The sequence below is a fragment of the Saccharothrix luteola genome, assembly GCF_020859565.1.
Lineage (GTDB): Bacteria > Actinomycetota > Actinomycetes > Mycobacteriales > Pseudonocardiaceae > Actinosynnema > Actinosynnema luteola.
On the sequence record NZ_JAJHUO010000055.1, the window covers coordinates 20,429 to 45,990 of the forward strand.

Sequence of the window (25,562 nt, forward strand, 5' to 3'; positions counted from 1 at the left end):
TGTGATACGCACATGTCTGCCACGTTAGAATTGCGAAAGCTGTTCGCCCGAACGGAGATAATCCGAGCCATCGGGGTGCACAACGCCCTGGGCGCACGACTGGGTGAGCGTGCGGGATTCGACGCCATCTGGGCCAGCGGGCTGGAACTGTCGGCTTCGCACGGTGTGCCGGATGCGGACATTCTGACGATGAGCGACCTCCTGGCCGACATCCGCTGGATCACGTCGGCCGTGTCCAGTCCGGTCATCGCGGACTGCGACGCGGGCTACGGCAACGCCAGCAACGTCGCCCACATGGTGCGGCTCTACGAGGCCGCGGGTGTCGCCGCCGTCTGCATCGAGGACAAAGTCTTCCCCAAGACCAACAGTTTCATCGCGGGCCGCCAGCGGCTGGCCTCGATAGACGAGTTCGTCGGCAAGATAGGCGCCGCCAAGGCGGCCCAGACGGATCCGAACTTCGTCGTCATCGCACGCGTCGAGTCGTTGATCGCCGGTTACGGCCTCGACGAGGCGCTGAAACGGGCCTCGGCGTACGCCGAGGCGGGAGCCGACGCGATCCTCATCCACGCGAAGGACAAGTCCCCGCAGCCGGTGCTCGACTTCCTGTCTTCATGGGACCGACCGGTCCCGGTCGTCGTCGTCCCGACGATGTACCACGGGATCACGGGCAGCGAGCTCGAACGAGCGGGCGCGAAGCTGGTGATCTACGCGAACCACGGGCTGCGGGCAGGCACGCAGGCGGTCATGGAAGTGTTCCAAGAGATCCTGCGGACGGACGGCACGACCTCCAGCGAAGACCGCATCGCGCCGCTGGACACGATCCTCGAGTTGCAGGGGACGTCCGAATTGCTGGCCCACGACGCGAAGTACGTGCGGAGCGGTGATCCGTCGACGAACGGCACCCGCGTGAACCACAGCCGATCGGTGGAGGGATGACCGACCAAGCGTCGATCGACGCCGGTTCCGTGATGCGCACGCTGGTCGAAGCGGGTTTCGGCCCGTTCTTCGGCGTGCCCTGCTCCTTCCTCGCCCCGCTGGTCACCTGGTGCGAGCAGAACGCGCCGGAGGCGTACGTCGCGGCCAACAACGAGGGTGAGGCGGTCGCCATGGCGGCGGGCAGCTACCTCGCGGGCAGGCGACCTGTCGTCCTGATCCAGAACTCGGGCCTGGGCAACGCCGTCAACCCGTTCACGTCGCTCTGCCACCCCATGCGGATCCCGTTGCTGCTGCTCGTGACCTGGCGCGGCGAGCCCGGCAGGCCCGATGAGCCGCAACACCGGTTGATGGGGTCGATCACGCTGCCGCTGCTGGACCTCATGGAAATCGACCACCAGCAGATCTCCACCGAGACCACCGCGTTCCGAGAGCAGGTCCGCCGGCTCTCCGAAGACATGTGGGGCTCCGGGCTCTCCCGTGCGCTGGTGGTGCCCGGTGGTTCGATCAGGCCGGAATCAGCCGCGCTGCCCACCAGCGGGCTACCGCCGCGCCGGGACGTCATCGCGGCGGTCGTCCGCGAGTTGCCCGACGACGTGGTGGTCGTCGCCACGACGGGCAAGACCGCCAGGGAGTTGGAAGCGAACCACGACCGACCTGCGAACCTGTACGTCGTCGGCTCGATGGGCTGCGCGAGCAGCATCGCCCTCGGCATCGCCGGAGAACGGCACGACCGGGCCGTCGTCGTGCTCGACGGCGACGGCGCCGCCCTCATGCGGCTGGAGGCGATGGTCTCCATCGGCGCTCACCGACCGGAGCGCTTCGCCCACGTCCTCCTGGACAACGGCGCCTACGAGAGCACGGGGGGCCAGCGCAGCAACTCGTCCGGCGTCGACTTCCTCGCGATCGCCGAGGCGTGCGGGTACGCCACCGCGCGCACGACCGACGATGCCGCGATCGCCGCGGGGCACACCCGTGACGCGGTGGCGGGAGGCGGGCCGCACTTGATCCGGGTCGGGATCGGCATCGGCTCGGACCCGGCGCTCGGCAGACCGTCGAAGAGCCCCGCTGCCGTCGCGGAGCGGCTGCGGGGATCGCTTGCCGCGCGGTCGATGGCCGTGCACGCGGTGGACCGATGAGCGCCACCGCGGAGGCGGCCGAGCCCCGGACCGACCTCGTGCTGCTCAACCCGGGACCGGCCAACACCTCCGAACGCGTTCGCCGCGCCCTCGGTCGTGGCGACATGTGCCATCGCGAGCCGGAGTTCGCCCGGCTCCTCGGGTCGATCCGGGAAGGCCTGGTCGAGACGCTGGTCTCGCCCGACAGCCACGAGGCCGTCGTCATCTCCGGTTCGGGCACGGCGGCCGTCGAGATGGCCCTGTCCTCATCGGTGCGGGCGGGCCGGGCGGCGCTGGTCCTCAACAACGGTTCGTACGGCGAACGCATCAGTCGGATGTGCACGGCACAGGGCTTGAAGAGCTACGAGGTGACCGAGGACTGGGATCGTCCGATCGCTTCGGCGCGGGTGGCGGAAGCCCTCGCCGCCCATCCCGACATCGACGCGGTCGTCGGCGTGATGCACGAGACGACCAGCGGTCTGCTGAACCCGATGGAGGAGATCGGTGCGGTCGTCGCCGAGTCCGACGCGGTCCTGGTGGTCGACGCGATCAGCGCCACCGGGCACGAGGAACCAGGCCTTCCGCAGATCCGGGCCGATCTCGTCTGCGGCACGGCGAACAAGGGCCTGCACGGCCTGCCCGGCGCCGCGTTCGTCCTGGTCGGGCGGGGGAAGGGGTCGTCACGGGTCCAGGAGGCCCCGGCCCGGAGCCTGTACCTCGACCTGGCCGGCCACTTGCGGGCACAACGCGCGGGCGACGTCCTGCACACCCCCGCCGTCCAGGTCTACCAATCCTTCGACGAGGCGATCAAAGAGTTCCGGGAGCAAGGGGGCTACCGCGCCCGGGTCGCCGACTACCGCGCCCGGTCCGCTTTGCTCCGCGCCGGGTTCGCGCGGCTGGGCCTGGAGGTCCTCGTCGCGCAACCGCACCGGTCCAACTCCGTGACGGCGGTGCGGCTCCCGGCCGGGATGACCTACGACCGGTTGCACGACGCGCTGAAGAAACGGGGTTTCGTGATCTACGCCGCGCAAGGTCGGCTGTCCGGTGACTACTTCCGGGTGAGCAACATGGGCGAGCTGAGCCTGCGCACGCTCTCCCGCTTCGTCTCCGAGTTGGAAGGGGTGCTGTCACCGTGGTGAGCGCGCTGGACCACGAAAGCCTGACCACAATACCGGGAAAGCTCGATCATTACCGCGCCGAGGAGGGCGGCTTCCTCGCCGCCGGCACGGCATCCGCCGAGAGGGCATACGGAACGGACCTGCCGCGGATCCTGCCCCGACTCGCAGTCCTCGTGATCCACGCGGAGACGATCGCGCTCCGCAAGGCCGAGACCTGCCTCTCGTACGCGGCGCGAAACGGTTTCCGACTGCTTCACGCCCTCCCGTTCGAGGTGTCGCAGGCGATGTGCGACGTCGTGTGGCGCTTCCAGGCCAACGTGATCAGCCAGGACAGCCTGGCGGTCCGCGACGGCATCTACACCCACGGCACGTCGATCATGCTGCTCCTGAAGGACACCCGACCGGACGCGGGGATGCCCGCGAGCAGCCGGTTGACCCTGCTGAAGGGTTCCCCCGACCCCGCGCAGCGCGACGGCTCCAGCCTGCGGTCGGAGCTCGGCGCGATCAACAACATCTTCGGTTTCGTGCACTGCGCGGACGAGCCGCTCGACGTCCTCCGGGAACTGGCGGTCATGCTGCCGGAACCGGTCCTGTCGGACGTCCACCAGCGGCTCGCCCGCTCCTTCGACGACGACGCCGCCGAGTACGACTGCCGACCCGTGGTCGACGCCGCCTACGCCGGGAGCACCGAGCACGACATCGACTCCGACCGGGCACTGCTACGACTGCTGGACGACATCGCGAACGCCGACACCGACACCGACGGTGCCCGAGCGCGGGCGCTGCGGGCGTTGCTCACCGCGAGCGAGCGGCCCGGCCGCAACCTGGACTGGTTCGCCTTCGCGGACGGGTTGCGCGGACTCGGCATCGACCCCTACGGCTGGGACCCGCTCATCGTGGCGAGCAACCTCGTTCAGTACGAGGTACCCGGCAAGCTCAAGCTGATCCCCAGTTTCACCGAACTGATGAAGAGCAAAGGAGAGCTCCACCATGCCTGACACTGCTTCTCCAGCCCCCACGATCAACGACTGGTCCCCACTCACCGACGACCAGCTCGCCGAGTACGCCGAGCGCGGGTACCTGCACCTCCGCGGGCTCTTCTCCGAGGAGGAGGTGCGACGGGGGTTGGAGGCCGTGGACGCGGTCGTCGCGGCGAACCCGAACACCCTGGAGCACCACGAAAGCTTCTACGTCAACGACCAGACGGTCCGGGTGCGCAACGCGGTGGCCACCACTGCGGGGCTGGACGAGTTCCTCGACCACCCGGCCCTCGTCGGGCCGCTGATGAGCCTGTTGAACGGCAACGTCCAGATCCTCAGCACCGAGGTGCTGGTGCGCCACCTCCAGGAAGAGGCGCTGGAGCCGTGGCACACCGACGGCGGGCAGTACCTCCAGCGCCTGCGCCTGACGGCCGACAGCCTGCCGCTCCAGGTGAAGGCGCAGGTGTTCCTGACCGATGTGACCCGTCCCAACAGCGGCAACTTCCTGCTGGTGCCGGGTAGTCACCTCGAGGTGCCCACATCGCTGGACTACATGTGCAACATCGAGGAGCTCAACGAGCCGCTGCGCCGCGGCGAGGTGCCCGAGCACGCCCTGGTGGTCCAAGCCGAGCCGGGGGACGTCCTGCTCTTCCCGCACTCCCTCTGGCACGGGGTGATGGCCAACACGACCCAGCCGCGGAAGACCTTCATCTTCCGGTACGGCCAGCTCTGGCAGCGGCCCTACGACTACGCGACCCAGCCCAGGGAGGTGCTGGACCGGATGTCGCCCCGGTTGCGGCGCATGTTCGGCGACTTCGGCGACGCCGTGCACCCGTCCGACTTCTACAAGCCGCTCGACCAGGACGAAGCGATGTCCGTTGGTGGCGGTCCGAGCGCAGGGAGGGCAACGCGATGAAGGTCAACTCGTGGAACGAGTGGGGTCCGCTCAAGCACGTGATCGTCGGGAGGGCGGACGGCACCCAGGTGCAGGCGCCCGAGCCCGCGATCTTCCGTGACTGGCCCGATGAAGGATACCCCCGCGGTACCCACGGTCCGCTCCCCGACGAGCTGGTCGAGGCCGCGAACGCGCAACTCGACCACTTCACCAAGGTGCTGACCGACCGCGGCATCCGGGTCGACCGGCCGGTGCCGCTCGACTTCGGCAAGCCGGTGAGCACCCCGGAGTGGACCCAGGACAGCATGTTCGGCTGCATGCCGGGTCGGGACGTGCTGATCACCCTGGGGAACGAGATCCTCGAAGCGACGATGTCCTACCGGAGCCGCTGGTTCGAGTACCTGTGCTACCGGCCGCTGATCGAGTCGTACTTCCGGGAGGACAAGGAGATGCGCTGGGAGGCCGCACCCAAACCGCGGCTCACATCGGCGTCCTACCGGGAGGGTTTCTGGGACGAGTTCGAGGCGCTGTCCTTCGACGACCAGGTCGAGCGCGTCTCGCGCAACGACCTGGTGCTGACGGAGGCGGAGCCGCTGTTCGACGCCGCCGACATCGCCAGGTTCGGCAAGGACCTGTTCGTGCAGCTCTCTCTGGTGACCAACCGGAGCGGCATCCGCTGGCTCGAGCAGCACCTGCCCAACCACCGCGTTCACACAGTCGTGTTCGGGAATTCGCACCCGCTCCACATCGACGCGACCTGGGTGCCGCTGCGTCCGGGGCTGGTGCTGCACTGCGGCGAGCGGACCGCGGACGAAGCGCTGGTGCAGTACTTCAAGGTCAACGACTGGGAGGTGGTGGAGGCCGCGCCCGCCAGGCACGAGGTCGCTCCGCCGCTTTCGCCGTGCAGCCGCTGGCTCTCCATGAACACGCTGAGCCTGGACGAGAAGACCATCTGCGTCGAAGCGAGCGAGACCGCGCAGATCGACCAGTTCGTCGACCTCGGCTTCGAGGTCATCCCCATCCCGTTCTGGGACGTCGCGCCCTTCGGCGGCGGCCTGCACTGCTCTACCGTGGACATCCAACGCGAGAGCCAATTCGAGGACTACTTCCCCAAGCGTTATGGACGCTTCTAGACCGCTCCTCCGGAGTTCACTCTCCGTGGTTGACTGACCCTGCTCGGCTGCCGGGGAGGAGGTGCGGTGGACATCCTCGCTGTGTCCCTGGCGTTTCTGGCAGCCTCCCTCCACGCGGGGTGGAGCCTGCTGGGCAAACGCCTCTCGCACTACGACCCGTTCTCGTTCATCTGGCTGGCCTCTCTCGGATCCTTCGTCGTCTACGCACCTGTGGCGATCTGGCTGACCGACGGTTTGCGGCTGTCCGTTTCAGCGCCCCAGGCCGGTTTCATGGCGGGCAGCATCGTCATCAACCTCGTGTATCTCGTGGTCACGCAATACGCGTACCGGTCCGGGGACCTTTCCCTGGTGTACCCGATCGCCCGCGGCACCGGACCGGTCCTGTCGACTGTCGGGGGCATGGTGTTCCTCGGTCAGGTGCCGAGCACTACCGGTGTCATCGGTCTGGCCGCGGTGGTCGCCGGGGTCGTGGTGCTCGGCATGGGCGGGGGGGGGGGCGCCCCCCCCCCGGCCCCCCCCCCGGGCGGCCGCCCCCCCCCCCCCCCGCGCGGTCGGCTACGGGCTGCTCTCCGGTGTCGCCATCGCCGGCTATACGCTGTGGGATCAGCACGCCGTCGGGCCGTTGGCGATCTCCCCGCTGCTGCTCAACTGGGTGGACGACGCGGGCCGGGTCCTGCTACTGGCGCCGGTGGCCCACCGCAGGCGGGCCGAGGTGCGGAAGCTGTGGCATGAGTGCCGCCTGCTGCTCTGCGGCGCCGCGACCATCATGCCTCTGCCGTACCTGCTGTTCCTGTTCTCGTTGCGACTGGCGCCCGTCAGCGTCGTGTCCCCGATCCGCGAGGCCAGCGTGCTGCTCGTCGTCTTGGCGAGCGGCACGCTGCTGGCGGAAGGACACCGGCGCGCGAGACTGCTGGCGGCCGCAGCGGTCGTGCTGGGTCTGTCCCTCCTGGCCACGGGCTTCTGACCTGGAGCACAGCAAGGGCGAAGCTCGCTCGCCCGTAGGCCCGCGACCTGAGCCCCGCGTTCCGCAGACCAGCACGTCCACCGGGAGCGACTCCGGCTCGCGCGCGTTGTACCTGCCGACAATTCCATCCATGCAGGTTGAAGCCGTGCGTAGCGTGAGGGGCCGAGGTGCTCGTAAGTGCGACTGCAGGTCCGCAGCGTCCTCGGCTGACACGGCATGATGACCGACTGTGCTGCTCCGACTGGCCTACCTCGGTGTGACCAACGCGTTCGCGTTGCTGCGTCTGCTGCCCATGAGCGACCGGGACAAAGACACAGAGATCCTCGCGCTGCGGCATCAGATGACGATCCTGGAACGCCAACTCGGAGACGCTCGCCCACGGTTCTCCCCCGCCGACCGGGCCTTCCTCGCGGCACTGCTGCACCGACTTCCGGTGCAAGCGCTTCGTCGACTCCGACTACTGGTGCGCCCGGAGACGGTGCTCCGATGGCACCGAGACCTCCTCGCCCACCGCCATGCAGCCAGATCCCGCCCCAAGCGGCCCGGTCGACCACGGACCGTCCGCTCGATCCGGCTCCTGGTGCCGCGCCTGGCACGGGAGAATCCCAATTGGGGCTACCGCCGCATCCACGGCGAACTCCTCGTACTCGGCATCAAGAGCGCCGCATCCACGGTGTGGCAGATCCTCAAGGACGCCGGGATCGACCCGGCACCCGAACGCACCACGACGACCTGGTCGGCCTTTCTCCGCTCCCAAGCCGACGCGCTCCTGGCCTGCGACTTCTTCGAGACCACCACCCTGAGCGGTACCCGCCTGTACGTGCTCGCGGTGATCAAGCACGCCAGCCGCCGGATCCGCGTGCTCGGCGCCACCACACACCCGACCGCCTCCTGGGTCACCCAAGCCGCCAGGAACTTTGTCATGGATCTCGAGGAGGCGGGTAGTTCCGCGCGGTTCCTGATCCGCGACCGGGATGGAAAGTTCCCCGCCCTGTTCGACTCGTCCTCGCCGACGTCGGTATCCAGGTCGTCCTCACCGGTGTCCGGATACCGCGGATGAACGGGATCATGGAACGCTGGATCCTGTGCCGCTCGAAAAGTCATCGCTGCTGGTAGAGCGGGGTGCCGCCGCGTTGAGACCATGTCCGGGTGATCGTGTCCCTGCTGTACAAGGTGACCCGGAAGTTGCTGTCCGTCCCGTCGGTGCTGCTGCGCGGCGAGGCAGCGAAGGACGCCGAGCTGCTCGTGCTGCGGCACGAGAACGCGGTCCTTCGCCGGCAACTCGCAGGCCCGGTCCGCTACGAGTCCCGCGGACCGGTTCTGGTTCGCCGCCCTGTCCGCACTGGTGGATCGCCGCCGGTGGCGGGAGGTCTTCCCGGTCACGCCGGGCACCCTGCTCACCTGGCACCGCAAACTCATAGCCCGCAAGTGGGACCACTCCGCGCGTCGACGTGCCGGGCGCCCACCAACCCGAGCGGCGGTCAAGACGCTCGTGCTGCGGCTCGCCAGGGAGAACCCGCGGTGGGGTCATCGGCGGATCCAGGGTGAACTGGCCCGGCTCGGCCACCACATCGCCCACTCGACGGTCTGGCAGATCCTGCGCGACGCGGGCATCGACCCGGTACCACGCCGCAATGTTCCGACCTGGCGGGAGTTCCTCACCGCCCAGGCCCAGGGCATCATCGCGGCGGACTTCCTCCACCTCGACACCGCGCTCGGCAGGCGTCTGTACGCGTTGGTATTCCTCGAACACGGCACCCGCCGCCTGCACGTCACCGGCGTCACGTCCCACCCGACCCGGGAGTGGACGACCCAGCAGGCCAGGAACCTCGCCGCCGACCTCGGACACCGGATGGAGTCCCTGCGCTTCCTTCTCCGTGACCGCGACGGCAAGTACAGCCAGACGTTCGACAGCGTCTTCCTGGCGGACGGCCTACGCATCATCAAGAGCGCGCCGCAGGCACCCCGGATGAACGCCCACTGCGAACGGGTCATCGGCACCATCAGACGCGAACTCCTCGACCATATCCTGATCATGGGTGAAGCCCACGCACGACAAGTCCTCACGACCTACGAAGACCACTACAACCGACACCGACCCCACCAGGCCCGCGACCAACTACCACCCGACGCCCGGCAGCACCCTGCGGCAGTACACAACCTCGACACCCGCAGACTGCAACGCAACCGAGTTCTCGGCGGTCTGATCAACGAGTACAGACACGCCGCTTGACCAGCAGCGATGATTTTTCGAGCGGCACAGGGTCTTTCGGCGGCAGGATGAGAAGTGCGACCAACACATCCGCCGAGCAGAAGACCCGTCCGTGCTCCACCGTAACGCCTCGCTGTCCGTCGGAGGCCGCCACGGCCTGGTCCAGCGCTGCCGCACCCGCCCGATCGCACATGTCGCGGCGAAGATGGGCATCTCGCGCCAGAGCGCATCCAAGTGGGTCAACCGCCGCCGCCGCTTCGGCGAGGCCGGCCTGGCCGACCGCCCCAGCGCTCCGCACTGGCAGCCCACCGCCACCTCCGCCGAGGTCGTCGTCCGGATCGAGCGGCTGCGCCGGGATCACAAATGGTCGGCCCGCCGAATCGCCCTGGAACTCGCCGCCGACGGCATTACCGTCTCGGTGCGCACCGTCGGCCGACACCTGGCCCACCTCGGGCTCAACCGTCGTCGCTTTCTCGACCCCACCGGGGAGAACAACCGCGCGCCCCGCCGGATCATCGTCCGCTGGCCCGGCCACATGGTCCACCTGAACGTCAAGAAGGTCGGCGTCATCCCCGACGGTGGCGGATGGCGGGCCCACGATCGGGGCAGCGAGCAGGCCAAACAGGTCGAACGCGCCAAGAACACCGCCACCGGGAAGACCGGCGCCCGGCGGAGTTGTACCTACCTGCACTCCGCGGTCGACGGCTTCTCCCGCCTGGCCTACACCGAAGCCCTGCCCGACGAGAAGGCGGTCACCGCGATCGGCTTCACCCACCGCGCCCGGGCGTTCTTCACCGCCCACGGCATCGACCACATCCACCGCGTCGTCACCGACAACGGCTCCTGCTACCGCGCCCACGACTTCGCCAAGGTCCTGCTCGGAGCCCGCCACCAGCGCATCACGCCCTACACCCCGCGCCACAACGGCAAGGTCGAGCGCTACCAGCGCACCCTGGGCGACGAGTTCCTCCATGCCCGCGTCCGGACCAGCGAACAACAACGCATCGACGCCTTGGCGGTCTGGAATGTGCACTACAACTACCATCGCCCCCACACCGCTGCCGGGAACCGACCACCAGCCACATGGCGAGGTTCCTGGCGGCTTGGGGTGACCCAGGATGCGGTTGGGTGCGCGGTGGCGCCGAGGACGCGGATCCGGCGGCTGCAGTGCCGCGAGGAAGGCCCGGTCGGCGGGGGAGAACCGCGGGCGGGCGTCTTCGAGTTGGCGTTGCAGGACCGTGATCTGGTGGCGCAGCGCCAGGATCTCCGTGTCCTTGTCCCGGTCGCTCATGGGCAGCAGGCGCAGCAACGCGAACGTGTTGGTCACACCGAGGTAGGCCAGTCGGAGCAGCACAGTCGGTCATCATGCCGTGTCAGCCGAGGACGCTGCGGACCTGCAGTCGCACTCACGAGCACCTCCGCCCCTCACGCTACGCACGGCTTCAACCTGCATGGATGGAGTTATCGGCAGGCACAGCGCCTCAAGACATCACTGGAAGATGATGTCCGTGCAGGAGTAGTACGCCCGGTCCGAGCTGCCGAGTTGCCAGACCGAGTACACCACGTGACGACCGGTGCGGTTGGCCGCGTCCAACATGAACGAAAGTTGTCCGACATTCGTGATGCGTCCGGTGGACATGACCAGATCGAGGTGGTTCCAGCCCAACCGCGTGGTCGTCGCATCGTACCCCTGCTTCGTCAGGTACACCCGCAGGTAGTCCGCCCCGAGACGGGTCCGGTCGATCACGGTGACGGTGAACTGCCTGCTTCTGGGTACCGCTTGCCACCTGCCTGGTTCGTCCAGCGCCCCGTACCGCGCCTGCCCGGCGCTGCACAACCGGCCGTTGGGAACCGGGCCCTCCGCACCATCGCGGTACACACCCTCCGTGTACCACCTCGCGCTGGGGTCGGACTGCCAGAGCCGCCAGCACATCGGGTCGGCCTGGGGCATCACCGGGTTCAAGGGGTCGGTGTGCCAACGATTCCAGCAGCCATAGGTCCGCGACGGCGGATCGGTGGGGGTCCCGTACGCCTCGGCGACGCCGGTCAGCACGCTCGCCATGAGCGCGCCCACGGTCAGAAACGTCGCGAAGACCCGGACGAGCAGGCTCTTGCTGTTTGCAGGGAGCGATATGAGCGCCACTCTCTCTCCTCCTCATCGAGGATGATCCGTCAAGGATGTGATGGGAGCGCTCCTGCATCGAACTGTAACCGTCCGTGCACGGGGTCGGACAGCGCCGACGGAGTGGTTGCCGGTGACCACCTCATCCTCGAACTACAAACGCACCGTCGTTGTTCCAGGATCGTGAGCTGGTGGCGTAGCGCCAGGATCTTCACGTCCTCGTCCCGATCGCTCATGGGCAGCAGGCACTGCAGCGCGAACGCGTTGGTCACACCGAGGTAGGCCAATCAGAGCAGCACAACCGGTCATCATGCCGTGCTGGCCAATGCCACGCCGGATGACAGCCGTGCTGTGAGCGCTTCGAGGTCTTTGGCCCGAAACGCCCTCTACCTGCGTGGATGGAGTTTTCGGCAGGTACAGGGCCGCGCCGAACCTCGCCCCGTCCCGTGCCCGCACCGGCCCACGGCACCGGGCGCACTTCGCCGGACGCACCGTGCCGTCCGCGTCGGCCACGTGCAGCAGCTCGGTCTCCAGCGCGGCCTCGAACACCTCCGACGCCGACTCCCGCAACGCCCGCGCCTCCGCCAACTCGCTCGCGAAAGGCGGTCCGACGCCCCAGTCGTCTGGTCTCCAGCTCCACGATCTCCTCCCACACCTCGCGGGCGCTGACCAATGTCTTGCCCTCGCGTACCCGCACGCACGCCGCACACAACACCGCGTCGGCCCGCACCGAGTAGCCGGCGCTCACCACGCCGCAGCCTCGGCACTCCCACGACCGCCACCTCCGGTCCGGCGCCGGCACCCGACTACCTGGAGGCCGGCCGCACCTACCGCGAGGACGAGCTGTTGTCGGCGCTCCAGGAGCCGGCGCGGCTCCGCCAGGAGTACGACGGTGCGCAGGACGATCCGTCCGGCGAGGAGTGATCCGCGAACTGCGCCGCTCGACAACCGGTGAGCCGCCACCGAAGAGGGCCAAGCGGGTGAGAGACGCACACCCCCGGCGCCCGGAAATCTCAAACACGTCTCCGGGAGGCAGCGCGGTGGCAGACTCGGACCGGGCCCGACGACGGGGAGGGGTTCGGGTCCGCGGGGTGTCCGACTCGACGCCGCCGGCCGTGGGCTCCCGCGCGGGCCCACCGCAGGCGCGGCGCAGTGGAACTGGCGGAGGTTCGGCGGTTGTACTTCGGGGTGCTCGGACCGGTCGAGGTGCTCGACGGGGGCGAGCGGCTGGCGACGGGCAGCGCCAGGGAGCGGTTCGTCCTGGCCACGTTGCTGCTCGGCGCCGACCGGCTGGTCACGGCGGACGCGCTGGTCGACGCGCTGTGGCCCGATCCCCCGTCCTCGGCGCGGGCGCAGCTGCACAACATGATCAGCAACCTCCGACGTCGGCTGCACGCGAGCGGTGAGCTGATCGCCTCACGGCCCGGCGGCTACCAGCTGTCCCTCGGCCCGCACGGGTTCGACCTCGCCGAGTTCCGGGCGCTGGTCAACCGGGGCAGGCGGGCCGGCGCCGAGACCGACCACGCCGGTGCCGTGGCGGCGCTGACCAAGGCGCTGGCCCTGTGGCGGGGGCCGGCCCTGGCGGACGTGGCCGACGAGTCAGTCGGCGCGGTCCGGCAGGCGTTGCACGACGAGAAGCTGGCCGCCGTCGAGGCGCGGCTGGACGCCGAGCTGGCACTGGGCCGGGCCGACGTCGTGCTCGCGGAGGTGCCGGCGCTCATCGCCGAGCACCCGTTCCGCGAGTTCCTGCACGAGAAGCAGATGCTCGCCCTGGTCGCGGCGGGGCGGCGCGCGGACGCGCTGACCTGCTACCAGCGGGTGCACCGCCTGTTCGCCGAGGAACTGGGCATCGAGCCGGGGCGCTCCCTGCGCCACCTGCACCAGCGCATCCTGCGCGACGACGCGTCCGAGCCGGACCGCGGGCCCGAGCACGTGGTGCCCCGCCAGCTCCCACCACGACCCCCGGTGGTCACCGGCCGGGACGACCTGCTCGACCGGATCACCACCGCCCTGCGCCCGACGGGTGACGTCGCGCCGGTCGGGCTGCTGGTCGGCCCCGGCGGGATCGGCAAGACCACCCTGGCGCTGGTCGCCGCCCACCAGTCGGTCCACCGGTTCCCCGACGGGCAGCTGTACGCCGACCTGCGCGGCAGCTCGGCGCACCCGGCCGACCCGCACGCCGTCACCGCCCGGTTCCTGCGGGCGCTCGGCGTCGCCGCGTCGGCGTTGCCGGAGGACCCGGACGAGCGCGTCGCGCTGTACCGCAGCAGGCTCGCGGGCACCCGGACGCTGGTGGTGCTGGAGGACGTGGCCGCCGAGAAGCAGGTGCGGCCGCTGCTGCCCGGCTCCGGTGGGTGCGCGGTCCTGGTGACCTCGCGCCGCGCCTTGGCGGCGCTGGTCGGCGTGCACCGCTGGACGGTCCCGGTGCTGCGGCGCCACGACGCGATCGCGGTGCTCACCAGCGTCGTCGGCCACCAGCGGGTGCGAGCCGAGCCGGAGGCCGCGGCGGCGGTCGTGGAGTCGTGCGGACGGCTGCCGCTGGCCGTGTCGATCGCCGCGGCACGGCTGGCAGTGCGGCCGCAGTGGACGCTCGCCGAGTTCGCCGACCGGCTCGCCGAGCACCGCGGCAGGCTGGACGAGCTGTCCATCGGCGACCTCGACGTCCGTGCGAGCATCGGGCTGACCTACCACGCGCTCTCCCCCGGGCAGCGCCTCGTGCTGCGCAGGCTCGGCCTGATCGCCGCGCCGGACTGGCCCGCGTGGGTGGCGCGGGCGGTGGCCGGGACGCCGGACGCCGACCGGCTGCTCGACCAGCTCGTCGAGGTGCACCTGGTGGAGCCGGTCGGCCGGGCCCGCTACCGGCTACACGACCTCGTCGCCGACTACGCCGTCGAACAGGCGACCACCGAGGAAGGAGAGCAGGAGCGCACCGCAGCGCAGGTCCGCGTACTGAACGGCTGGCTGGCGTTGCTCACCGCGGCCGACGAGGTGATCGACCACGGAACCGACAACGCGGCGGGACTGGCCGCGCCGCCCCTGCCGGACGGGGCGAGCCCTCCCAGCCGGGACACGGCGCTGGACTGGTGCGAGACCGGGCGCATCAGCCTGCTCACCGCCGTCGACCAGGCGTGCGCGCTCGGCGAGGCGTACCTGGCGGGCGCGCTGGCCCTGCGGCTGGTCGGGTTCCTCCAGCTGCGCGCCTACGACGACGACCGCGACCACGCCTTGCGCACCGCGATCGACGCGGTCACCGTCGAGGGCCACCACGACCTGAGCGTGCGCCTGCTGCACGCGCTGTTCCTGGCGAGCCTGCAGATGTCCCGCTACACCGAGCTGCCCGCCGTCGCCGACCGCCAGGTGCACCTGGCGTGGACGCTCGGCGACCCGGCGCGCCAGGCGGGCGCCCTGCACCACCGCGGTGTCGCCGCGCTCATGACCGGACGACTCGGCGAGGCCGCCGGGTGGTTCGAACAGGCGATCGCCGTGGCCCGGGAGGCCCGGCTCGGCGGGCAGTTCCTCGCCAAACCGCTGCGCGGCCTGGCCGACGTGCACGCCGAGGCGGGTCGGCCCGAGCAGAGCCTCCCGTTGTTCCAGGAGGCGCTGGAGGTGGAGCGTGACGAGCGGCCGTCCCGGCAGACCGCGATCCTGCTGCGCCGCTACGGCATGGCGCTGATCGACGTCGGCTCGCTCGACGAAGCCGAGCGGGTGCTCACCGAGAGCGCCGGGATCGCCCGCGCCGTCGGTGACGAGTTCGGCTTGGCCGCCATCGGGCACACCGCCGCCGACGTGGACATCGCGCTCGGGCGGCTGGACCGGGCCGCCGCCCGCTTGGACGAGCTGCGGGTCGTGCAGGACAAGCGCGCGAACTGGGACGGTCTGGCGAGCGTGCTGCGCAGCCTCGCCGACATCGCCGCCCTGTGCGGGCGCTGGCCGGACGCCGTCGACCTGCTGCGCGACACCGTCGAGCTGCGCCGCCGGGCCGCCGACCCGCTCGACGTCGCCCGTGCCCTCGCCCGGCTCGCCCGTGCCCTCGCCGCGGTCGGCGACAGCGCCGCCGCGCGGGCCTGCGACGACGAGGCCCAGGCCGTCGTCGCCGGCCTGGGCTTGGAGGAAGCCTGCCTCCGTCGCCCGCCGTTCCCCCGGTGAGCGACCCCTTCAGCGGATCAGCAACGGTGCCACGCGCCCCAGCTGCCGTGCAGTGCCCGGCACCACTTCAGGCTGTCGCGCCCGTAGGACCAGATCTCCAGGTCGTAGGAGTACCGCTGGTCGTAGATGTACGGGTACACGCCCACCTTGAGCCAGCCGCCGAGGCTGCGCCACCCGCTCTGCGTGCCGTTCGGGTACTGGACGATGTTCCAGACCGCGTGGTCGAGCCCGATGATGAACATGCGTTGGGTTCCGTCGGAGAACCTCATCTCCGTCGCATCCGTGCCGCAGATGCCGTGACCGATGGGTCCGTTGTTCAGCCGGGCTTCACAGGCCGCCTCGCCTGCGCCGGCGGTGCCGGCCACCGGTACGTCGAGGGTGTGCACCTGGCGGTCGGGTGCCGCGTCTGCGGCTGTCGCCGAAGCGCCCCCGGACAACACGGCCAGCAACAAGCCGACCAGCGCGGCGATCCATGTCAGTTTTCTCATGCCGGTGAGCGTGGGCCCGCGGTCTCACAACCCTCTAACAGCCGCACCCCTCGCGCGCGAGAAGGCGATTCGGAGCGGGTTCGGAGGAGGATCGGCGGAGTTCCGGCAGCCGCGAACCAACCATCGCGGTGGCCGCGGGCGCGGTCAGCACTCCACCGAGGACGGTGGCCGGAACGCGCGGATGCGATCGGCGAGTTCGCGTGCCCCGCGGTGGGATCGCCGCCGTTCCACCTCGTTGCGCAACTGCCGCAGCCGCTCGACGGTGCGGTGGGACCCCAGCCGTTCGCACAGCTCGACCGCACACTCCCCCGCCTCCACTCCCGCGTCCACCCGGTCGTCGATCAGGTGGCAGGCGCTTCGAGTGCTTGTTTACCCATACGCGATCGACCTGTCCAGTTCACACTTTCAGTTCCTAGCGCGGGAACTGACCGCGCACCGGCGCCGGATCGGCAGCAGGTGGCGCAGGCTCGATCGCGGACGCCAAGCCCTGCTGGTGCTGGCGCACCTACGCTGCGGCGACACCTGCAGCCGCCTGGCCGCGGGGTTCGGCGTCGGCCTGGCCACCGTCTGCCGCTATATCCACGAAGCCGTCCAACTCCTGGCGGCACTGGCACCGGACGTGGCCGACGCGGTGAAAGTCGCCACGCGCAAGGCCTACGTCATCCTCGACGGCACCGTGCTGCCCATCGACCGCATCGCCGCCGACCGACCGTACTACTCGGGAAAGCACAAGCGCCACGGCATGAACGTCCAAGTCCTCGCCGACCCGGCCGGGCGACTGCTGTGGACCTCGCCCGCGCTACCCGGCTCGACCCACGACCTGACCGCGGCCCGCGCCCACGGCATCGTCGACGCCCTGACCGCAGCGAACATCCAATGCTGGGCGGACAAGGCCTACCGGGGAGCCGGTGGTCCAATCCGCGTGCCCTATCGCGGCAAGTGGCACAACCTCTCGCCCGGTCAGCAGGCCGTCAACCGCTCGCATGCCCGCATCCGCGCACTCGGCGAACGATCCGTCTCGACCCTGAAGGCCTGGCGGCTGCTGCGCAGACTCCGCTGCTCCACCACCCGCATCACCGACCTGACCAGAGCCGTCCTCACGCTTCACCTCAACGCTGGATGAGGTTGGAAAAGGCTCATTTTCGGCAAGCACAGGGCCAGGGCCCACATCGAAGCGCTCGACCCACTCAGCATCATGCCCGTCATGCCGGACCCGCCGACCCTCACACCGGATGATCTCCAGCCCTACCTCGACGGCTGAAGTGCCGATGGTATCCGGCGTGACACCTTGCCTCACTTAGCGCGCCTTGGCGAGCCGCTTCAACTGGAGCAGGGTCGGCGCGCCCGTGTGGAACGAACGAAGCGTCTCGGACGATATGTTTCTCGTGGGCTTAAGTTCATGGTCATTGCCGGCTCGGCTGTTCCTCGTAGGTGGCGTGCTCTTGGCGTTGGGAGCGCCGACGGCGTGGATGCTTTTACATGGCACCCGCGGAGCGGAGATCGCCAACGTCTTCGCCTTGCCCGTCGGGCTGTTGGGCGTGGCCCTGTCGGCTTCAGGGTTCTCACTGCGGCCGCACGTGTACGGAGCGGCCGAACTCGACATTGAGGCACGCAGGCTCGCCACCCGAATCGCCACGCGCGAAGCGGAGGTGCTGCGGCGTTTGCTGTCCGACAGCGGACACGCCGTGCCTGCGGACCTGCGCTTCGCGCAGCCGGCCGCCGCGCTTGTCCGGTGGCGCACGGACGGTGACGAGCACGAGGGTTCATTGCTGTCTGTCGCGGACTTCTACACCACCCTAGACCGCGGGCGGCTCGTCGTGTTGGGCGAAGCGGGGGCTGGCAAGACCGTGCTGGCGATCCGGCTGCTGCTCGATCTCGTCGAGGCAGCGCTATCGGGTTCGCAGACGGGCTTAGTGCCGGTCCGGCTGAGCCTTCCGGCGTTTCCGCCGGGTGATCAGCCAGTGGCGCGGCTCGACCGGTGGATGGCGGACGAGTTGGCCAGTGGGTTCGGCCTCAGGCCGGATCTGGCGAGCGCTCTCGTGGAAGACCGACGGATACTGCCTGTGCTGGACGGTCTTGACGAGATGGACGGTGATCTCCCGAACCGGGCCTTCGACGTGGTGGCCGCGTTGAACACCTCCCACGGGCCGTTGCCGCGGCCGTTCGTCTTGACCTGCCGCACCGACCGCTACTGGCAGCTCGGTGACGGAACGATCGAGGACAGCACGGTGGTGGTAGCCAAGCCGCTGGGTGTGGACCAAGTGATCGGCTGGTTGACACACCGGTTCGGTGACCGGTCACAAAGCGACGGGCTGCAACGTCGCTGGCGTCCGGTCGTGACGCAACTGCGGCGTAGGCCCGCAGGTGCGCTGGCCCGAACCCTGTCCTCGCCGCTGGGACTCTACCTGGCCGTGACGACGTACAAGGACCAACAGTCGACGCCCAAGACGTTGTGCAACTTAAAGGCCGACGAGGTGATGAAGCACCTCTTGTCCCGCTTCGTGGATGCGGCGGCGGCGCAGCATAAAGGGCCCCGAGACGCAAAGGTATCGGCAGAGGACGCCACCGCTTGGCTGCGGTACTTCGCCGGTCGGTTACAACGCGCAGGCGCACATGGCGGGTCATCGGTCGACCTACATTTGGATCGTCTGTGGCTTGGCGACGGCGAGGTCGCGCGGTCGCCGATGGCGTTCCGGCTCGCGTCGGCGGCGGTCAACGTCAGCCTCATCCTCGCCCCGTTGCTGATCGTCGCGGGAATCATCCTCGTGGTCAGAGGTGCCTCGCCCGCCACGTGGTCGGCGTTGTTCGACACGGTGGTACCGCCGATCGCAGTCCTCGCACCGATTGCGCTTCTCCGCTCGGGTAGGCGCCAGGTCGCCCACCGCGAATTCGATCGGACCGCGTTCAATCTGCCCTACTTCCGCGAATTTCTGCCTATGGCGGCGTGTACCGGGGCGTTGGCTGGTATAGCGCAGGAAAGTGTCTTGCTCGGGGTGACCGTGACCGTGGCCGTTATGGCGATGTTCCTACTCGCGGGCGGGTTTGTCTCAGGCGGAGACTTCGCTCGAAATCCCACGCAGATTGTACGATCAGGGTTGACCTTCGACGTGACGGTCGTAGTCGGGTTCGGCCTACTAGTGCACCTATGCTCGACTGTACAAGGAGTAGTAGTCGAGGACGAGCCGCTGCATTTTGCGGTGCTCAACCGCTCGGCTGCTTTCTTCCTGGGCATGGCCCTCGGCCTCGTCACGAGGGCGAGCTCGCCATGGCCACGCTACCTGATCTTTGTCTGGCGCGCGTCGAAGAAGGGCCGTAGCCCGCGACGCCTCGCCGCATTCTTCGACTGGACTGTCCGGGCTGGCCTGACCAGGATGGCAGGCACGGCAATCCAGTTCAGGCACAATGAGTTCCAGGAGTGGCTTCTCTCACCCAAGCTATGAAGCGCGGCCGACATCGTGAAGTAGTGCTATCCGACGTAGACCATGGTCGACACGGAGGGGCCGTGATCGCCGACAAGCGGGGTTTGGCCTCCCCGAACCACGGGCCGCCCGCCGTATCGACGACGGGATGCGATTCCATTCTCCCATCCGAGACCGACAATCCGTGGTAGTCAGACCCAAAAGCCGTCCAGCGGACCGGCCCTCTCACGACCGGGGCGGCGTCCCATTCCGGCGCACGAACGACACCGGATATCCAATCTGCAAAAATCGCGATTCCCGGGTGTCCAACAACGTCCTGGACCATCGTCCGACCCCTTCGGCACGCACGTCCCATGGGAGGCCTCTCGTGCCCACCACAGCCACGCGACCAGTGTTCAGCAACTCAACGACAGGGGCGTTGACCGCGATGACGCGACGGGATCGACCGATTTGGCCGGTCGGACCCACTGGGAGAGGCGGGGACCCGCACAGCCGGATCTCCGCCGCTCCCAAAGCAATCGACTCGGTAACCCCGAAGAACACCGTCGGACCGGCTCCGGTGTCGACCTCGATCGGACCCTCAACAACCAGCGCCACTCGGCACCTTCCCTCCTGAGACGAGCAGGTACCGACTCACCGCGGCACTCACGCCAGAGTGGCGCTGCGGTCTCACCTATCCCGATACAGGGGTTGACCAGCAGAGTAGAGCGGATCAAGTGACCTGATGGCACCTTGAGCATGTCGGGCACTGCGGGTCGTGTCGAGGGTTCTGCAGGTCGCGGTCACGGCTTCGGGGGCGGTGGAGGACTGCCGCTTGGCCGGTGTCGTCATGGTGAAGGTTGGTGGCGGCGAGCATGAAGTGGTTGACGGCCTCGGCGGCGGCGAGGGTGTTGAGGGCGATCACGCTCGGCGCGGGTACACCGGGGACGTAGCGGGCCCGCTCGCGTTCGGCGTCGGGGAGCATGTCGATGGCCAGTTCGGTCGCGTCGATCAGCTCGTTGCACCACAGGCAGCCGCCATCGGGAGTGATCGGCCGGGTGACCGCGTGGATCTGCCCCAGCGTGCCGTTGGCGTCCACGGGGATCTTGACCCCGATCTGCGTCGCCGGGATCAGGTACTGGTGGACGGTTTCGTTGACCCAGTGGCGTGCGGCGTCGGTGTCTGCGGCGAGGAAGATCCAGTCGCAGTCGGCGAGCGCGTCACGCGCCCTAGGGGTCTGCACCTCCTGTTGGATCAAGGTCAGCATGACTTCGGGGTTGGCTTGTCGGGCGTTGCGCGCGGCCAGGCTGGTCTTCGGTCGGCCGATGTCGTCGCGTCGGGCGGCGATCAGGCGTGGCAGGTTGGTGCCGGCCACGTGGTCGGCGTCGATGAGGACCAGGCGTCCGACACCGAGCCGGGCGAGCAGTTCCACGACCACGCTGCCCACGCCGCCGAGCCCGACCACGGCCACGTGCAGTCGGCGCAGCGTTTCCTGCCCCCGGTCCCCGAAGAGGCGGGACTGCCGGTCGTACTCCGGGTCTCGTGCCGGCGGTTCGGCGGGACGGGGTTGCGGTCGCAGGACGTTGTTGTCGGGCACGACGACTTCGGCCAGGGTGGTCCTGGTTCCGTCGGGCAGCCACAGGTCCCCGGCGGCGGCCTGCGGGGTGAACACCACGGCGCCGACGAGTTGCCCCGTGATCTGCTGCAGTGCCGGGTATCCCCGCTCGTGGCTGCTCAGGTCGACGGTGGAGAAGCCGTGTGCCTGCCGATAACCTCATCCATGCAGGTAGAGGACGCGCGGCACCCAGGGCATCGAGAGGGCTCAGGGTCACGGTTGCCATCCGCCGTGGTGTCGGCCAGCACGGCATGATGATCGGCTGTGCCGCTCCGACTGGCCTACCTCGGCGTGACCAACACGTTCGCGCTGCTGCGCCTGCTACCCATGAGCGACCGGGACAAAGACACGGAGATCCTGGCGCTGCGCCACCAGATCATCGTCCTGCAACGCCAACACGGAGACACCCGACCACGGTTCTCCCCCGCCGACCGGGCCTTCCTCGCGGCACTGCTGCACCGACTCCCGACGCAAGCGCTTCGTCGACTCCGACTACTGGTACGCCCGGAGACAGGCCTGCGATGGCACCGCAACCTCCTCGACCGCCGCCACGCAGCCCGATCCCGCCCCAAGCGGCCCGGCCGACCACGAACCATCCACTCGATCCGACTCCTGGTACTATGCCTAACGCGCGAGAACCCCTGTGGGGTGTCAGAACTCTGCACTGAGGCGCTGATCTGCGGTGATCGCGCACCACGTGCCGCAGGAGCATGATCGTGGGGCGTGGCGCTACGACTGCTTTACCTGATCTTCGTCCGGGTCGTCGGCTGGTTGGTTCTGCTCGGCCGGTCATCGGCGGACAAGGACGTGGAGCTGCTGGTGCTGCGGCACGAGATCGCCGTGCTGCGCCGGACCAAGCCTCGCTCGCGGTTGGACTGGGCAGATCGTGCGGCGCTCGCCGCGTTGGTGCGACACCTGCTCGACTGGTTACGGCAACACCGGTTGGTGACGCCGGGCACCGTCCTGCGATGGCACCGGCGCCTGGTCGCGAAGAAGTGGACCTACCCGAACCGGACCGGGCGACCACCGGTCGACGATGCCATCGTGGCGATGATCGAGCGGATGGCGCGGGAGAACACCTGCTGGGCCACCGAAGGATTTAGGGCGAGCTGCTCAAGCTCGGCCACCGGGTCGCCGCCTCGACTGTGCGCCGCGTGCTCAAGCGCCTACGCATACCGCCCGCACCCGAGCGCGACAGCGACACTTCGTGGCGGCGGTTCCTGCGCGCGCAGGCCGCGGGCCTGCTGGCCTGCGACTTCTTCCAGTGCGCCACGAGGCGCTACACGATCGAGTGGAGGTGAGAGGACTCCGCCGCCGACCAGTCGCAGCTGGCCGGTGAAGCTGAGGGCAGTCGATGCGCGGGAACGCGCGTAGCGATGGGAGCAGCCCTGACAACGCCGGGACGGGTCGGCATCATCAGACGGTCCGGGTCCGGCAAGCAGCGCGGGGAAGGTGTACGCGAGAAACCACCGTCTGACGCCTCGTAAAGTCGCACCCGGCTCAAACCTGATGAATACGGGCCGGGACGCAGCGCGTGGCCACCGGTTGTGGGTGGTCAACTCCGAAACCGGCTTGGAAGTCCGGCAAGGAGGCCATGACGAAGGTCTGCGGCGTAGTCATGGCGATGCTGCCGGGGTAGAGGTGGGCACCTCCCTCCGTGATCGATCGAGTGGTGAACGTGGGAACAACCCGCAGCCGCCCTACCTGCCGGACAGCCGGTCCGGCCACGGCGCTGCCCGAGGACCCGATGCCGTGGGTGACGCTCCTGATGCTCGCCCTTGGACTGTCCTACTCCCACGTGAGGTTCGGGCAAGTGTGCGACGAACTGGTCGCTCGCGCCCCGCTGCACCGGATGGGGCACGCGCAGGCGTTGCAGTACTGGTGCAAGAAGTGGTCGGGCTTGCACGAGCTGATGCGCGACTTCGCCACCCGCGCGGCGGCGGCGTCCCCGTCGCTGGCGGCCCTCCCACTGCGGGCGGCGCACAAGTTGGGAGACGACGAGCGCCACCCGTTCCGCTCGCCGACGGCGCTGGCGGCACTGGACGTGCTACTGCCATGGCTGGCGGGCGTGGGCGCCGACACCCGATGGCTGCGCAACGACCGGGGCTGGGCGATCCTGGCGCTGACGGCGAACGAGCGCTACGCCGAGGATCGACCACTTCCGCGTTCTGGGCCACCGCGCCGATGGCCTGCCGTGGGCGATGTCCCCCAAGCCTGTCGAAATCTTCCTCCAGACCCGGATCGAGACATGCAACGCGACCACGCCGTGATCCCGCGACGGGACCGAGGGCGTTGAGAAGGCCCAACCCTCCTGGGCGCCACGCCGGCCCGACACCCGATCAGCGGTGCGGTGGTCACACCTCGCCCCACCCGCAGGGCGACCACCAGTTCCGCAGGCGTGGACCGCGACGTGCTCTGGGTATCCATCCGGCCGGTGGTGGCCACGATGAGGATCCTGGAGGGTCTCATGCCCGCCAAGGGGCTGCTGATCACCATGAGGTACACGGCGACGTGGCGACGGGCGTGGACATCCCGTCTTCGGGCAGGGGCGGGGGCGGTGGCCGCTTGCGGGCAGCCACCGCCCCGTACGTGGCCTATGACACGTCGGGTTCCGCTGCCGAGTCGTGGAAGATGGAAGCGGCCTCTGCCAGGTTTCGGGCGAGTGCCGCCCGTCGTTTCCGCTGGACGTAGCGCGAGCTGTACTCGATCGCCTGCCGGTCGGCGTGTAGGCGCTCGGCGCGGGTGTTGGAGGCGATGCAGGGCGATTAACCCCGACAGCAGAACCGCCGGGATCGGCTGACGAGGACCCGGTGTGAGCATAGCGAGCAGTGCGTGGAGGCTGTCGGGGTCGACACAGAAGATGCGCGACCGTACGCCATCCCTGACAACCTCAGTGTCCGCGCAACCTGATTACGTGTAACTCATGAGGATATTGGAGCAGCGCTCGGGTTTTGGGTTCACTGGTTTTCCGGCTCGACCTCGTGATGCACGGGCGGCGTGCAACTGTAGGCGCCGCTGCGCCGGGACGGCCCGGTCACGATCCCCCAGGGCGTTTGGGACGGCGTACGAGGGTGCGTTACGCCGGCGCCGGGGCGGACTGGGGCCGGAGAGTTGCCGTCGGGCGCCATTCCGGTCGCCGAGTCCACTCTTGTAACGTGGCCGTGCTCGACTTCGACTAGGACAAGCATCCGGACCTCCCACCGCGTCATCCGGCGCCTTGAAGGAGCGACGAGCGAAAACCCGACTCACGGCCACGCCGGACCCGGATGAGCGCACTACGGGTCTATGTGTCCTCGACCTACCAGGACCTCCAGCACTGTCGCAGCGCGATCCGGCTCGCCCTGCAGCGGATGGGTGTCGACGACATCGCCATGGAGACCTACACCGCGGGCGAGGAGCGGCCCCTCGACCGATGTCTGGACGACGTCCGGGCAGCTGACGTCTACGTGGGTGTCCTGGCTTGGCGGTACGGCTTCGTGCCGGCGCAGGAGACGGCCTCGATCACCGGACTCGAGTACCGCACCGCTGGTGATGCGGGCGTGCCGCGGCTGATGTTCGTGCTGGACCCCGACGCGATGTGGCCGCGCTCGGCCATGGACAGGGACTCCACGCTGATCGACGGCTTCCGCGATCACGTCCTCGAGGCCCACGTGTGCGACACGTTCGTCTCCGTGGACGACCTTCGGGCCAAGGTCGCCGAGGTGGTCGGCCGGCACCTGCAGGAGCGGCACAAGATCACGGTGGGGTCGGATGCGGCGTGGGATGCCTACTGCACGCGCCTGGTCCAGGAGTACCGGCGTCTCGATCTCGAAGCGCTCACCCCGCCCGACCGCGATGAGCACCTGCAGATCGCGCTGAGGGACGTCTTCGTCGAACCGGATGTCCGGGAGGACATGCCGGACACCGAGCTGCCCAAGGAACTGCTGCGCAAGCTGGCCGAGGCGGCCGCCCCGACCAGCTCGGAACTGCCTCGCGGGCTGGACCGGCACCTCGTGGAACAGACCCGCGATTCGTACCGGCGCCAGCCCGCGCGCAGTGCGTTCTACGCGCTCACCTCGCCCTTGGCCCGCACGTGCGTGCTGCTCGGGGATCCCGGTGCGGGCAAGTCGACCCTCGCCCGGTACCTGGCGTTGGCGTTGGCCGAACAGCGCACCGAGCCGGCGCTCGCCGCCTTCGAGGGCTGGCGGCCGATCCTCATCGAGCTGCGCGACTATGCGCTCAAGTGCGACGACTACGAGACCTTCGGCAGCTACCTGGACTACCGCAGGCGCACCGACGGGCTGGGGATCGAGGAGCCGACGGTCGAGACCTAACCCCGTTACCTTCTTCGTGGTTCCTGATCAAGGAGCTGTGGTCGCCGGGTCCGGCATGACTTACGCCCCCAGTCGAACGCATGATCCGGGGGGTGGTGTCACCGGACCCGGTGGTATCGCCGGACCG

20 protein-coding genes and 2 pseudogenes are annotated in these 25,562 nt (G+C 69.0%); 17 read left to right on the top strand and 5 right to left on the bottom strand.

Annotation, left to right across the window (positions count from 1 at the left end; all coding sequences use genetic code 11):
• The first annotated feature begins 12 nt into the window (after positions 1-12).
• The 11 genes and pseudogenes from LNK82_RS45615 to LNK82_RS45660 all read left to right on the top strand — a co-directional run.
• Entirely contained in the window at positions 13-936 is a 924-nt protein-coding gene (locus LNK82_RS45615; RefSeq protein WP_230573056.1) for an isocitrate lyase/phosphoenolpyruvate mutase family protein, read from the top strand.
• Positions 933-2,072: a phosphonopyruvate decarboxylase gene (gene aepY, locus LNK82_RS45620; protein ID WP_230573057.1), complete on the top strand. Its 1,140-nt coding sequence runs from the start codon at positions 933-935 to the stop codon at positions 2,070-2,072. The genes LNK82_RS45615 and aepY overlap by 4 nt, the downstream gene beginning before the upstream one ends.
• Positions 2,069-3,190: a pyridoxal-phosphate-dependent aminotransferase family protein gene (locus LNK82_RS45625; protein ID WP_230573058.1), complete on the top strand. Its 1,122-nt coding sequence runs from the start codon at positions 2,069-2,071 to the stop codon at positions 3,188-3,190. The genes aepY and LNK82_RS45625 overlap by 4 nt, the downstream gene beginning before the upstream one ends.
• Positions 3,187-4,167, top strand: a complete 981-nt coding sequence (locus tag LNK82_RS45630; RefSeq protein ID WP_230573059.1) for a hypothetical protein — start codon at positions 3,187-3,189, stop codon at positions 4,165-4,167. The genes LNK82_RS45625 and LNK82_RS45630 overlap by 4 nt, the downstream gene beginning before the upstream one ends.
• On the top strand, positions 4,160-5,065 hold the full coding sequence (locus LNK82_RS45635; RefSeq protein WP_230573060.1) for a phytanoyl-CoA dioxygenase family protein: 906 nt from the start codon (positions 4,160-4,162) through the stop codon (positions 5,063-5,065). Before LNK82_RS45630 ends, LNK82_RS45635 begins: the two co-directional genes overlap by 8 nt.
• The gene (locus tag LNK82_RS45640; protein WP_230573061.1) at positions 5,062-6,177 is read left to right on the top strand and encodes a serine/threonine protein kinase; all 1,116 of its coding nucleotides are present in this window, start codon (positions 5,062-5,064) and stop codon (positions 6,175-6,177) included. The genes LNK82_RS45635 and LNK82_RS45640 overlap by 4 nt, the downstream gene beginning before the upstream one ends.
• A gap of 81 nt (positions 6,178-6,258) precedes the next feature.
• A pseudogene (locus LNK82_RS48565) lies at positions 6,259-6,642 on the top strand (EamA family transporter); the annotation flags it as partial.
• A complete protein-coding gene (locus LNK82_RS45645; protein ID WP_230573062.1) occupies positions 6,611-7,141 on the top strand; it encodes an EamA family transporter in 531 nt (176 codons plus the stop codon). The pseudogene LNK82_RS48565 and the gene LNK82_RS45645, both read left to right, overlap by 32 nt.
• Before the next feature lie 229 nt (positions 7,142-7,370).
• The gene (locus tag LNK82_RS45650; protein WP_230573063.1) at positions 7,371-8,201 is read left to right on the top strand and encodes an integrase; all 831 of its coding nucleotides are present in this window, start codon (positions 7,371-7,373) and stop codon (positions 8,199-8,201) included.
• A 285-nt stretch (positions 8,202-8,486) separates the two neighbouring features.
• Entirely contained in the window at positions 8,487-9,374 is an 888-nt protein-coding gene (locus tag LNK82_RS45655; protein WP_230573064.1) for an integrase core domain-containing protein, read from the top strand.
• A gap of 91 nt (positions 9,375-9,465) precedes the next feature.
• Positions 9,466-10,437, top strand: a pseudogene (locus LNK82_RS45660) (IS481 family transposase); the annotation flags it as partial.
• Between the two features lie 405 nt (positions 10,438-10,842).
• Here the strand turns inward: LNK82_RS45660 and LNK82_RS45665 are convergent.
• Positions 10,843-11,496, bottom strand: a complete 654-nt coding sequence (locus LNK82_RS45665; protein ID WP_230573065.1) for a lytic polysaccharide monooxygenase — start codon at positions 11,494-11,496, stop codon at positions 10,843-10,845.
• A 1,155-nt stretch (positions 11,497-12,651) separates the two neighbouring features.
• Here LNK82_RS45665 and LNK82_RS45670 point away from each other — a divergent pair.
• Positions 12,652-15,621, top strand: a complete 2,970-nt coding sequence (locus LNK82_RS45670) for an AfsR/SARP family transcriptional regulator (RefSeq protein ID WP_230573066.1) — start codon at positions 12,652-12,654, stop codon at positions 15,619-15,621.
• A gap of 17 nt (positions 15,622-15,638) precedes the next feature.
• Here the strand turns inward: LNK82_RS45670 and LNK82_RS45675 are convergent, their stop codons facing one another.
• Positions 15,639-16,109, bottom strand: coding sequence for a hypothetical protein (locus tag LNK82_RS45675; RefSeq protein WP_230573067.1), 471 nt, complete (start codon positions 16,107-16,109; stop codon positions 15,639-15,641).
• Between the two features lie 144 nt (positions 16,110-16,253).
• Complete coding sequence (locus tag LNK82_RS45680; protein WP_230573074.1) at positions 16,254-16,439, bottom strand: hypothetical protein; 186 nt, start codon at positions 16,437-16,439, stop codon at positions 16,254-16,256.
• 31 nt (positions 16,440-16,470) lie between these two features.
• Here LNK82_RS45680 and LNK82_RS45685 point away from each other — a divergent pair, with 31 nt between their 5' ends.
• Both LNK82_RS45685 and LNK82_RS45690 read left to right on the top strand, forming a co-directional pair.
• The gene (locus LNK82_RS45685; protein ID WP_230573073.1) at positions 16,471-17,232 is read left to right on the top strand and encodes a transposase family protein; all 762 of its coding nucleotides are present in this window, start codon (positions 16,471-16,473) and stop codon (positions 17,230-17,232) included.
• 313 nt (positions 17,233-17,545) lie between these two features.
• A complete protein-coding gene (locus tag LNK82_RS45690) occupies positions 17,546-19,549 on the top strand; it encodes an NACHT domain-containing protein (RefSeq protein WP_230573068.1) in 2,004 nt (667 codons plus the stop codon).
• 691 nt (positions 19,550-20,240) lie between these two features.
• Here the strand turns inward: LNK82_RS45690 and LNK82_RS45695 are convergent.
• Both LNK82_RS45695 and LNK82_RS47440 read right to left on the bottom strand, forming a co-directional pair.
• Entirely contained in the window at positions 20,241-21,182 is a 942-nt protein-coding gene (locus LNK82_RS45695) for a ThiF family adenylyltransferase (protein WP_308257575.1), read from the bottom strand.
• Between the two features lie 941 nt (positions 21,183-22,123).
• Positions 22,124-22,249 carry a hypothetical protein gene (locus LNK82_RS47440; RefSeq protein WP_268998193.1) on the bottom strand — a complete coding sequence of 42 codons (126 nt, stop codon included), beginning with the start codon at positions 22,247-22,249 and terminating at the stop codon, positions 22,124-22,126.
• 27 nt (positions 22,250-22,276) lie between these two features.
• On the opposite strand from LNK82_RS47440, the gene LNK82_RS45700 reads away from it, so the two are divergent.
• The 3 genes from LNK82_RS45700 (at position 22,277) to LNK82_RS45710 (ending at position 25,435) form a co-directional block, all read left to right on the top strand.
• Positions 22,277-22,423 carry a hypothetical protein gene (locus tag LNK82_RS45700; RefSeq protein WP_230573070.1) on the top strand — a complete coding sequence of 49 codons (147 nt, stop codon included), beginning with the start codon at positions 22,277-22,279 and terminating at the stop codon, positions 22,421-22,423.
• Between the two features lie 497 nt (positions 22,424-22,920).
• Positions 22,921-23,418 (top strand): hypothetical protein, encoded by a 498-nt coding sequence (locus LNK82_RS45705; protein WP_230573071.1) that lies wholly within the window; start codon positions 22,921-22,923, stop codon positions 23,416-23,418.
• A 970-nt stretch (positions 23,419-24,388) separates the two neighbouring features.
• Positions 24,389-25,435 carry a DUF4062 domain-containing protein gene (locus LNK82_RS45710; protein WP_230573072.1) on the top strand — a complete coding sequence of 349 codons (1,047 nt, stop codon included), beginning with the start codon at positions 24,389-24,391 and terminating at the stop codon, positions 25,433-25,435.
• The last annotated feature ends 127 nt before the right edge of the window (positions 25,436-25,562 follow it).